At 71.2% G+C, this 9524-nt stretch carries 9 protein-coding genes and 1 pseudogene; 8 read left to right on the top strand and 2 right to left on the bottom strand.

The features are described 5' to 3' along the window. From ACFOSY_RS20695 to ACFOSY_RS20730, 8 genes and pseudogenes are all read left to right on the top strand, one after another. Positions 1–1471: pseudogene (locus tag ACFOSY_RS20695) on the top strand (nitrate- and nitrite sensing domain-containing protein); the annotation flags it as partial. Positions 1472–1480: 9 nt separating this feature from the next. Continuing rightward, the gene (locus ACFOSY_RS20700; protein WP_004983056.1) at positions 1481–1894 is read left to right on the top strand and encodes a roadblock/LC7 domain-containing protein; all 414 of its coding nucleotides are present in this window, start codon (positions 1481–1483) and stop codon (positions 1892–1894) included. A gap of 111 nt (positions 1895–2005) precedes the next feature. Then, entirely contained in the window at positions 2006–2401 is a 396-nt protein-coding gene (locus ACFOSY_RS20705; protein ID WP_006130593.1) for a DUF742 domain-containing protein, read from the top strand. Continuing rightward, positions 2382–2972, top strand: a complete 591-nt coding sequence (locus ACFOSY_RS20710; protein ID WP_086679456.1) for a GTP-binding protein — start codon at positions 2382–2384, stop codon at positions 2970–2972. The genes ACFOSY_RS20705 and ACFOSY_RS20710 overlap by 20 nt, the downstream gene beginning before the upstream one ends. A 376-nt stretch (positions 2973–3348) precedes the next feature. Further along, positions 3349–6663, top strand: a complete 3315-nt coding sequence (locus tag ACFOSY_RS20715; protein WP_394309033.1) for a sensor histidine kinase — start codon at positions 3349–3351, stop codon at positions 6661–6663. A gap of 10 nt (positions 6664–6673) precedes the next feature. Further along, a complete protein-coding gene (locus ACFOSY_RS20720; protein ID WP_004983065.1) occupies positions 6674–7087 on the top strand; it encodes a roadblock/LC7 domain-containing protein in 414 nt (137 codons plus the stop codon). Positions 7088–7181: 94 nt separating this feature from the next. After that, positions 7182–7754, top strand: a complete 573-nt coding sequence (locus tag ACFOSY_RS20725) for a DUF742 domain-containing protein (protein WP_394309035.1) — start codon at positions 7182–7184, stop codon at positions 7752–7754. Further along, positions 7735–8316, top strand: a complete 582-nt coding sequence (locus ACFOSY_RS20730) for a GTP-binding protein (RefSeq protein WP_026243582.1) — start codon at positions 7735–7737, stop codon at positions 8314–8316. The genes ACFOSY_RS20725 and ACFOSY_RS20730 overlap by 20 nt, the downstream gene beginning before the upstream one ends. A gap of 487 nt (positions 8317–8803) precedes the next feature. On the opposite strand, the gene ACFOSY_RS20735 is transcribed toward ACFOSY_RS20730, so the two are convergent. Both ACFOSY_RS20735 and ACFOSY_RS20740 read right to left on the bottom strand, forming a co-directional pair. Further along, positions 8804–8995, bottom strand: coding sequence for an acyl-CoA carboxylase subunit epsilon (locus tag ACFOSY_RS20735; RefSeq protein ID WP_394309037.1), 192 nt, complete (start codon positions 8993–8995; stop codon positions 8804–8806). 15 nt (positions 8996–9010) lie between these two features. Continuing rightward, the coding region (locus ACFOSY_RS20740) for a carboxyl transferase domain-containing protein (RefSeq protein WP_394309039.1) at positions 9011–9524 on the bottom strand (514 nt) is incomplete at its 5' end.

The raw sequence follows: 9524 nt of genomic DNA on the forward strand, positions 1-9524 counted from the left end.
CGCCGCGCGGCGCTCCGCCGGGGCCGGCCAGTCCGGCGGCGGCGCGCTCGGCGCGGGCGCGGCCGGCGGACGCCTCGGAGCCGGTCAGGGCCCGCGCGCCGCACTGCCCGGACGGGACGGCGGCGGCCGTCCCGGCGGCCGGCCGCAGGGTCCCTCGGGCAACCAGACCCCCTCGCTGTTCGACCAGGGCGCCCCGTCCGCTCCCCCGCAGGGCCGTCCCGCTCCGGCGGGCGCCGGGGCCGGCTTCGGGCAGCAGCAGGGCCCGAACGCCCCGCAGGCCGCGGGTCCGGCCGGCAACCAGGGCCAGGACGCCTTCGGCGGCGGCCGGGGCCAGGTGCCCCCGCAGCGGGGCAACGCCCCCGAGCGCGGCCGCCGTCCCCAGCTCCCGCCGCGCGGCGGCGCCCGTCCGGAACTGCCGGGCGGCGACCAGCAGCAGCGCACCCCGAGCTGGAGCGACGACAACGCCCGGCCTCCGGCGCCGCGCGCCCCGATGGACGCCCCGCGCGGCCACGAGGAGCCGGACGTCTCCCGGACCGCCGCGATGCCGCGCTTCGACGACCGTCAGGGTCCCGGCGCCACGGCGGAGATCCCGCGCTTCGACGAGCAGCAGCACGCGCCCGGCCAGGACACCGGCCAGTACGGCCGGCCCGCCGCCAACGGCGCGCAGGGCACGGGCCAGTTCGTCCGCGGCGACATCTTCGGCGCCCCGCAGGGCGGCCGTCCCGGCGCGCAGAACCCGGCCGCCACCGGCCAGTTCCCCGCCCCGCAGGGCTACGACAACGGCGCGGGCCAGTACCAGGCCCCGGGTCAGGACCTCGGCTCGACCGGCAACTACGCGCTGCCCGGCCGCGCGGGCTCCGGCGACCCGTCCGCCACGGGCCAGTTCAAGCGCCCGCGGATGAACGGCTCGCACGGCGCCGGTCCCGTCCCGCCGCGTCCGCAGGCTCCGCAGCAGCAGGAGCAGCGCCAGCCGTCCGACCAGTGGGCGCTGCCCCCGGCCACCGGCCCGGGCGACGGCCGTACCCCGCTGTACGACACGCTGGAGACCAACTGGTTCCGCGGCGGTCAGGGCGGTGCGCAGGAGCAGGGCAACGGCTCCGCGCCGGCCGCCCCGCAGCACCAGCCGCAGCAGCAGTCCCCGCAACCGCAGAGCCCGACCGGCTCGCAGCGGTCCAATGCCGCCTGGCGCAGCTCGCCCAACGACGAGCTCGTCAAGCAGGCCGAACGCGTCCGCAAGCCGGCCGCGGGCGGCGTCACCACCTCCGGCCTGCCGCGCCGGGTGCCCAAGGCGAACCTCGTCCCGGGCACGGCTCAGCAGCAGAACCACCAGAGCGGTCCTCAGGTCTCGCGCGCCCCCGATGACGTGCGCGGCCGGCTGACCAATCTCCGTCGGGGTATCGCACAGGGTCGTCAGGCCGGGTCCGCACAGACCGGCAGCTTCCCGCGGCCCACTCACCAGCAGGAGCGTTAGTTGAGCCCGATGAGCCAGGCGGCACAGAACCTCAACTGGTTGATCACCAACTTCGTGGACAACACCCCTGGTGTGTCCCACACCGTCGTCGTGTCCGCCGACGGTCTCCTCCTGGCGCTCTCCGAGGGCTTCCCGCGCGACCGCGCGGACCAGCTCGCGGCCGTCGCCTCGGGGCTGACCTCCCTGACGGCCGGCGCCTCGCGGATCTTCGAGGGCGGCAACGTCGCTCAGACGGTCGTGGAGATGGAGCGGGGGTTCCTCTTCCTCATGTCCGTCTCCGACGGCTCGTCCCTCGCCGTGCTCGCGCACCCCGAGTGCGACATCGGCCTCGTCGGCTACGAGATGGCGCTCCTGGTCGACCGCGCGGGGGCGGTCCTCACCCCGGACCTGCGCGCCGAGCTACAGGGAAGTCTGCTCCACTGAACGCCCCCGGCACCACCCGTCTCACCAAATCACCGTCCGGCCGCCACAATTCCCCCCACCGGCCCCATCAGATGGCTTGACTGACCACTTGCTGTCCCGCCCGGAGGATTCATGACCCCGCCCACCGCCTCTCATGATCCGTACGCGGAGCCGTACGAGGACGAGGGCGACCAGCCGCTGGTTCGTCCGTATGCGATGACCGGCGGCCGGACCAGGCCGCGTTATCAGCTGGCCATCGAGGCTCTGATCAGTACGACGGCCGACCCGGCAGCGCTCATGGGGCTCCTTCCGGAGCACCAGCGCATCTGCCACCTGTGCCGAGAGGTGAAGTCGGTAGCCGAGGTCTCGGCACTGCTCAACATGCCGCTGGGGGTCGCCCGGATCCTGGTGGCGGACCTGGCGGAGGCGGGACTCGTCGCCGTGCACCAGCCGGGCGGCGACGAGGCGACAGGCGCCCCGGACGTGACACTGCTCGAAAGGGTGCTCAGTGGACTTCGCAAGCTCTAGCGGCGGGACGGTCTCCGACAGCCGTGCGACCACCTCGGCGAAGATCGTGGTGGCGGGTGGCTTCGGCGTGGGCAAGACCACGTTCGTCGGGGCCGTTTCGGAGATCAACCCGCTGCGCACGGAGGCCGTCATGACGTCTGCTTCGGCAGGCATCGACGACCTCACCCACACCGGGGACAAGACGACCACCACGGTCGCCATGGACTTCGGCCGCATCACCCTGGACCAGGACCTGATCCTGTACCTGTTCGGCACCCCCGGCCAGGACCGCTTCTGGTTCATGTGGGACGACCTGGTCCGCGGCGCCATCGGCGCCGTCGTCCTCGTCGACACGCGCCGCCTCGCCGACTGCTTCCCCGCGGTCGACTACTTCGAGAACAGCGGACTGCCCTTCGTCATCGCCCTCAACGGCTTCGACGGACAGCAGCCCTACTCCCCGGAGGAAGTGCGCGAGGCGCTCCAGATCGGGCCCGACGCCCCGATCATCACGACGGACGCCCGCCACCGCGCGGACGCCAAGAGTGCGCTGATCACCCTGGTCGAACACGCCCTTATGGCACGACTCAGGTAGAGCCAAAGCAAAAGCGGCATACTTCAGTTGTCGTAGATGTACCGGCGCCGGCTGTGTCCTTTGACACGGCCGGCCCCGGTGTTCATAACGTTTCGGCAGAGGAATCGGGTGAGGCCGACACGCGACGCGTTCGCGTAGTGTCGCTGTGCGCACGGAGACCTCGCCATTTGGCGGTCCTCGCTCTTTATGACCGTTTTATCTGGGGCTTACATCACTCGGGACCCCTGCCTTTCCATGTTTGGAAGAGCGCTGGTCGGCATGCTGGAATGCCTGAACTGCCCATGGGTCAAAGACGTACTCAGTAGTCGATGGCATGCCGGGCTCTGAGACACTGCGGCACGACGAAGGTGCCGACCGCCGAGAGGTTGTTGGTCGAGTGAGGCGAAGCAAGAACAGTCCCGAGCCGTCGGCCCGGGGCAACTTCACGCCGCCGCCGCGCACAGCGGCGCCCGCCCCCGTGCCCGGTCCCGAGCCGAAGGCCGCGCCCGCACAGAGCGGAGGACGCATGTCCCCGCGGAACTGGCGCGTGGCCACCAGGCTGAACGCGATCCTGCTCATACCCGTGCTGGTCGGCCTCGTCATGGGCGGCTTCCAGGTGAAGAGTTCGATCGACACCTGGACCGAGGCCCAGGACGCCGAGAACACCGCCCGGCTCGTGCAGGCCTCCCTCACGTACGCCAACGCCCTCTACAACGAGCGCGACGTCAGCGCCGTGCCGCTGCTGAGCGGCAAGGGGCAGGACGACGCGGACGTCACCAAGGTGCGCCAGGCGACCGACCAGGCCGCCGACGCCTTCGACGAGGCGGCACAGAGCGCGCCGGACAAGCCCGGTCTTCAGCGCCGCCTCCAGCTCGTCCGCGAGGCCGAGCCCAAGCTGTCCGCGCTGCGCGCCGCCGCCTACACCTCCAAGCTCAAGGGCGTCGAGACGGAGGAGGGCTACGTCGCCGTCGCCCACCCCCTGATGGAGATCGCCAACGAGCTCGGCCTCGGCACCGGCAACGTCACCAGCTACGGCCGCACGGTCTACGCGATCTCGCTGACCAAGGCCGCCTCGTCGCTCCAGCGCTCCATCGGCATGCACCTGCTGGTGAAGCCGGGCCCGACCGACAGCCAGCTCGCCAGCCAGCGCGTGGCCTTCCTGTCGTACGCCTACCTCGAGCGCATCGCCCTCGACGAGTACAAGGGCGGCGGCACCGAGGCGGACAACGCCAAGCTGGACGAGGTCGCCGCGAACATCCAGAGCGAGGGCGCGGCGATGGCCAAGGAGGCCGCGCAGAGCGACCCGGACTACGTCCCGCCGCCGTCCAAGCCGGAGACCATGATCTCCGAGCTGGGCCGGCTGTCCACCACGGACGAGTCCGCCCGCCAGGACCTCGCCGCCAAGGGCATCACGCCCGAGAACTGGTGGGCGATGAACACCCTCAAGTTCGACGGCTACCGCCAGATCGAGTCCGACCTCGCCGACACCGCGGTGAACGAGGCCTCGCAGATCGCCTCCGACGCCCAGCGGGACGCCTTCATCACCGGCGCCGCGGTCGTCCTCGCGCTGCTCGCCGCGTTCATCCTGGCCGGCATGGTGGCCCGCCAGATGAGCCGGTCGATGCGCCAGCTGCGCAACGCCGCCTTCGGCATCGCCGAGCAGCGCCTGCCGATGCTGGTCGACCAGCTCTCCCGGACCGACCCCGGCCGGGTGGACACCAAGGTCGCGCCCATCCCGATCAACTCCACGGACGAGATCGGCGAGGTCGCCCGCGCCTTCGACCAGGTCCACCGCGAGGCCGTCCGGCTCGCCGCCGAGCAGGCCCTGCTGCGGGGCAACATCAACGCGATCTTCACCAACCTGTCGCGCCGCAACCAGTCGCTGATCGAGGGCCAGCTGACCCTGATCACCGACCTGGAGAACAACGAGGCCGACCCGGACCAGCTGGAGAACCTGTTCAAGCTGGACCACCTCGCGACCCGTATGCGCCGCAACGGCGAGAACCTCCTGGTCCTCGCCGGCGAGGAGCCGGGCCGCCGCTGGGACCAGCCGGTCCCGCTGGTCGACGTGCTGCGCGCCGCCTCCTCCGAGGTGGAGCAGTACGAGCGCATCGAGCTGTCCGGCGTGCCGGACGCCGAGATCCACGGCCGCGCGGTCACCGACCTCGTGCACCTGCTCGCCGAGCTGCTGGAGAACGCCACCACGTTCTCCTCGCCGCAGACGAAGGTGCGCGTCACCGCGACCAGGCTGCCCGACGGCCGCATCATGATCGAGATCCACGACAAGGGCATCGGCCTCACCGCCGAGGACTTCGCGGACATCAACCACAAGCTGGCCAACCCGCCGACCGTGGACGCCGCGATCTCGCAGCGCATGGGTCTGTTCGTGGTCGGCCGGCTGTCCGACCGGCACGGCATCCGCGTCCAGCTCCGCCCCTCGGGCGAGCAGGCCGGCACCACCTCGCTGGTCATGCTGCCGGACGCCATCACCCACGGCGGTGGCGGCGAGGCGGCCCCGGTGCAGGACGAGTTCACGGTCTCGCAGATCATCCCGGAGCAGAACTTCCAGGGTGAGAACTTCGGCCAGCCGATGCGCACGGCCGCGGAACTCGGCTTCGACGACAGCCGCTACGCGGAGGTCCCCGACGACATCCGCGAGCTGGACCCGGTCGGCCGGTCCCTGATGCGCGAGGAGCGGCGTGCGGCCCTGGAGGCCAACTCGCCCACCCAGCAGGGCGAGTTGACCGCCGGGAACGCCCAGGAGGGCGCCGAGGCGGGCGGCTACCAGGACGAGTTCGCCGCGCAGCAGCAGGGCTACGACGACGGCCAGGGCTACGACGACGGCCAGGGGTACGACACCCAGGGCTACGACGGCGGCTACCAGGACCAGCAGCAGGGCGGCGGGTACGACCAGCAGGCGTACGACGACGGCCGGCAGGGCGGCTACGACGAGCAGCAGCAGACGTACGGCGAGGGCTACTACGCGCCGAACGGCAACCTGCCGCAGAACGACGCCTTCCAGAACGACGCCTTCCAGCAGAACGGCGGCTACCCGAACGGCTCCTACGCCGAGCCGGGCCGGGGCGGCCAGGCCCCCGCGGGCGCCACGGGCTCGTTCCCGGGCTTCGGCGAGCGGCGTCAGGACGACGACTGGCCGCGCCAGGACGGCTACCGCGACGGCTACCAGGACCAGTACCCTGCACAGACCCCGGAGAGGGAATCCTCGCAGGCCGCTGACGCGCGTGAGCCGGACGGCGTAGGCTTCGACCGTCCGGGACCGGCGCCCTCCGAGGCCCACGCGCTGACCGATGCCGGGCTCCCGCGCCGCGGTTCCACCGCGAGCGGCGCAGGCGGCTCGGGCGGCACGGGCCGCGGGAACCAGGAGCCGCCGGCCACCACTCCGGAGAGCAACGGCGACAGCGGCTGGCGCTCGGCGAACGACGAGCGCTGGCAGCAGGCCTCGCAGCTTCGGAAGCCCAAGGCGGGCGGAGTGACCTCCTCCGGCCTGCCACGGAGGGTCCCGAAGGCCAACCTGGTCCAGGGAGCCGCCGAGACGACCCCCCAGGGAGGCCCCCAGGTCTCCCGCGCCCCGGAGGACGTCCGGGGCAGGCTGAGCAACCTGCGGCGCGGCGTCCAGCGAGGCCGCACCGCAGGCAGTGAAACGAACGGCCAGGGCCTCGGTCCTGACAGCACCTACAACCAGGAGCGTTAGTGTGAGCCCGATGAGCCAGGCGGCACAGAACCTGAACTGGTTGATCACCAACTTCGTGGACAACACCCCGGGGGTGTCCCACACGGTGGTGGTCTCCGCCGACGGACTCCTTCTGGCGATGTCCGAAGGCTTCCCCCGCGACCGCGCCGACCAGCTCGCGGCCGTCGCCTCCGGTCTGACCTCACTCACGGCCGGCGCCTCTCGGATCTTCGAGGGCGGCAGTGTGAATCAGACGGTTGTGGAGATGGAGCGGGGATTCCTCTTCATCATGTCCATTTCCGACGGTTCGTCGCTCGCGGTTCTCGCACATCCCGAGGCGGACATCGGACTCATTGGTTACGAGATGGCCCTTCTGGTCGACCGAGCGGGTACGGTCCTCACGCCGGACCTTCGAGCGGAGCTCCAGGGGAGCCTTCTCAACTGACAATCGGACGGTGCGACATGGCGTCCCGGGGCCTTAAGGTTTCGGGACGCGGCTCCACAGTGATGGGCGCCAGGCACAGTCGGAGGAGGAGAAAGTGGCAACACCCCCAGACGGTTCATCGGCGGGTAACTGGTCGTACGGCCCTGCCCAGGGTCAGAACGACGGTTCCCAGAACCGGTACGGTTACCCCTCCACGCCGCAGCACGGTCAGCCGTACGCGCCGCAGGGCCCCGGTCCCTCGCCGTACGACCAGCCGCACAGCCCGCGCATCCAGCCCGTGCAGCCGCAGCGCCGGACACCCGAGGCGGCGCCCGCCGGGGCGTCGAACAATCCCCTGGTGCGTCCGTACGCGATGACGGGCGGCCGCACCAGGCCGCGGTACCAGCTCGCCATCGAGGCGCTGGTGCACACCACCGCGCAGCCGCACCAGATGCAGGGCCAGCTGCCCGAGCATCAGCGGATCTGCAACCTCTGCCGGGAAATCAAGTCGGTGGCCGAGGTCTCGGCCCTGCTGACCATCCCTCTCGGCGTGGCCAGGATCCTCGTCGCCGACTTGGCGGAGGCGGGACTGGTCGCCATCCATCAGCCCGGCGGCGACGAGAGCGCCGGCGGCCAGCCAGACGTGACACTGCTCGAAAGGGTGCTCAGTGGACTTCGCAAGCTCTAGCGGCGGTCCTTCCCGCTCCACCACCTCGGCGAAGATCGTGGTGGCGGGTGGCTTCGGCGTGGGCAAGACCACGTTCGTCGGGGCCGTTTCGGAGATCAACCCGCTGCGCACGGAGGCCGTCATGACGTCTGCTTCGGCAGGCATCGACGACCTCACCCACACCGGGGACAAGACGACCACCACGGTCGCCATGGACTTCGGCCGCATCACCCTGGACCAGGACCTGATCCTGTACCTGTTCGGCACCCCCGGCCAGGACCGCTTCTGGTTCATGTGGGACGACCTGGTACGCGGCGCCATCGGCGCCGTCGTCCTCGTCGACACGCGCCGCCTCGCCGACTGCTTCCCCGCGGTCGACTACTTCGAGAACAGCGGACTGCCCTTCGTCATCGCCCTCAACGGCTTCGACGGACAGCAGCCGTACAACCCGGACGAGGTCCGGGAGGCTCTCCAGATCGGGCCCGACACGCCGATCATCACGACGGATGCGCGGCATCGGGCCGATGCGAAGTCGACGCTCATCACGTTGGTGGAGCATGCGTTGATGGCGCGTCTGCGGTGACGCGCCTCCTGGCGTGAGAACAGCCCCCGGTGCGATGTCGGCACGGGGGCTGTTTCTGTGCGTACGGCACCCGGAGTGCCGGGACCTGTTGCGACGCCGGGTGCGAGCCGCACGGTGGCTGATCGCGCAGTTCCCCGCGCCCCTTAGGGCGCCTGCCGGCTGCGGGCAGTCGTGCCGCTAGGGGCGGCACGGGTGGGCGCAGGCGGCACCCTCCAGCGCCGGGTGCGGGTAGTCGGTGGTTGCTCGCGCAGTTCCCCGCGCCCCTTAGGGCGCCTGCCGCCTGCGGGCAGTCGTGCCGCTAGGGGCGGCACGGGTGGGCGCAGGCGGCACCCCTCAGCAGGCCCGCGCCACACCCCCGTACGGCCACCGGGATGCCGGGCACTGTTGCACGCCGGGTGCGGGCCGCACGGGGCCGGTCGCGCAGTTCCCCGCGCCCCTTCAGGGGGTTGCAAAAGGGCCCCTCCTGAAAAGGAGGGGCCCTTTGGAGTCAGCGCCAGCTGTGGGGGGCCCGGAAGCCCGGTTCGCGCTCCAGGCGCCGCCAGCCGGCCCGAGGCCGCCCCCGGTGCACCGGCTCTGCGGCAGGCGCGCTGGCCGCACGAGCCATCAGAATCGCCGCGATCGCCGCGACCTCCTCCGGCTCGGCATGCCCCTTCTCCACACGGATGTCAGGTGTCGTCATCGTCAGTTCTCCCACTTACTGGGGCGGGTTGCCGTGCTTGCGGGACGGCAGGTCGGCGTGCTTGGTCTGGAGCATCGCCAGCGAACGGATCAGCACCTCGCGGGTCTCGGCGGGGTCGATCACGTCATCGACGAGGCCGCGCTCGGCGGCGTAGTAGGGGTGCATGAGCTCGGACTTGTATTCCTTGACCATGCGGGCCCGCATGGCCTCGGGGTCCTCGGCCTCGGCGATCTGCCGGCGGAAGATGACGTTGGCGGCGCCTTCCGCGCCCATCACCGCGATCTCGTTCGTCGGCCACGCGTAGGTGAGGTCGGCGCCGATGGACTGGGAGTCCATGACGATGTACGCGCCGCCGTACGCCTTGCGCAGGATCAGCGAGATCCGCGGCACGGTGGCGTTGCAGTAGGCGTACAGCAGTTTCGCGCCGTGGCGGATGATGCCGCCGTGTTCCTGGTCCACGCCCGGGAGGAAGCCGGGGACGTCCAGGAAGGTGAGGATGGGGATGTTGAAGGCGTCGCACATCTGCACG

This window comes from Streptomyces lusitanus (genome assembly GCF_042647945.1).
GTDB classification, from domain to species: Bacteria; Actinomycetota; Actinomycetes; order Streptomycetales; family Streptomycetaceae; genus Streptomyces; species Streptomyces pseudogriseolus.